Here is a 1,155-nt window from a genome sequence, read left to right as displayed (position 1 = left end):
TGGAGGGGCGCCCGCCTTGGGCTTCCCGTTTCGGCATGCCCGGGATCTTGCCACAGGTTTCTGATACAGCGGGCCCGGCGCGCCGAGACTCCGTGCTGACTACCCGAGACCAACCGGAAGGCCGATAGGGTGCCTCCATCAGTTCAGGTCGAGCCTGTGTCAATGGCCATTCGTTCTTGGCTCTGGCGCACTTTGCGTGATCGCGGCTCGGCGTGGCGTCCGGATCCTGACGTGACTCAGGGGCAAGATCACCCGGATGTGATCTTGCGCAGCTGTTGCCGCACCTCGCCTCCCTGGTGATCGAGGGCCTGCTCGATCGCGGGCCCAGCGTTGTCCTGCAGGTTCGACTGCCTCGCGATGAGGCGACGTGCGGGTGCGGGGTCACCTCGAGGCGGGTGCATAGCCGGTACTGGCGCCATCTGGCCGACGCGCCGATCGCCGGCCGTCCGGTGGAGCTGCGGTTACGGGTGCGGCGGTTCTTCTGCGACAACACCGGGTGTCCGGCGCGGACGTCAGCCCCGTTCGACCTCGAGGAGTTGCTTGTAGCCCAGCGCGATGTCCTCGGTGGACAGGTGCGGGTCGGACGTGCGGAGCAGGTACTTCCCGTCGAGCTTGGCGTCGGCGGTGATCTTGGCGGCGTCGATGCGGAGCAGCCCGCCCGCGGTGACGCGCAGGAACCGGTTCAGGCCGGGCTTGGTGGAGATCACTCCGCGCAGCTCGGCCCGGCGCGTCGGCGACAACTGATCCGACCCGGTGATCATCGTTTCGAGTCGTTCGACGAGGTTCGCGCGCACGACGGCGTCGCGGTCCGCGGCGTCGGGGTTGCGGCAGACCACGAACCGCTCGGTCTCGGAGATCTTGACCTCCTTGACCCGCAGGTTCGCGCTCACCTCCTGGTAGCGGCCCTGGCGGGCCATCGCCGCGATTGCTTCGGCCGACCCGGATCGCAGCTTCTCGCCCAGGATGTAGCCGCCCCCGCCGGCGGCTAGGTGTGATGTCCAGGGAGGTTGGTCAGCCTGGTGACTGGTGGCTGGCCGCCGATGGCGGAGTGAGCGCGGTGGTGATTGTAGAAGTGCAGCCAGCCGGGTAGGGCGTCGTTGCGTTGGCGGGTCGACTCATAGAGTCGGGCGTAGGCCCAGCCGTCGGCCAGGGTCC

The 1,155-nt window shown here is 68.2% G+C and carries 2 protein-coding genes and 1 pseudogene; 1 reads left to right on the top strand and 2 read right to left on the bottom strand.

The features are described 5' to 3' along the window. Nucleotides 1-296: 296 nt before the first annotated feature. A pseudogene (locus FVA95_RS33375) lies at nucleotides 297-479 on the top strand (transposase family protein); the annotation flags it as partial. Between the two features lie 33 nt (nucleotides 480-512). Here the strand turns inward: FVA95_RS33375 and FVA95_RS33370 are convergent. Together FVA95_RS33370 and FVA95_RS28840 are read right to left on the bottom strand one after the other, a co-directional pair. Beyond that, nucleotides 513-917, bottom strand: coding sequence for a hypothetical protein (locus tag FVA95_RS33370; RefSeq protein WP_240051799.1), 405 nt, complete (start codon nucleotides 915-917; stop codon nucleotides 513-515). A gap of 68 nt (nucleotides 918-985) precedes the next feature. After that, on the bottom strand, nucleotides 986-1,155 hold a 170-nt coding region (locus tag FVA95_RS28840; protein ID WP_149662779.1), incomplete at its 5' end, for an integrase core domain-containing protein.

Source organism: Pseudonocardia sp. EV170527-09, from assembly GCF_008369905.1.
Lineage (GTDB): Bacteria > Actinomycetota > Actinomycetes > Mycobacteriales > Pseudonocardiaceae > Pseudonocardia.
Note: the sequence above shows the minus strand (reverse complement) of the source record. Positions and strands in the feature narration are given on the sequence as shown.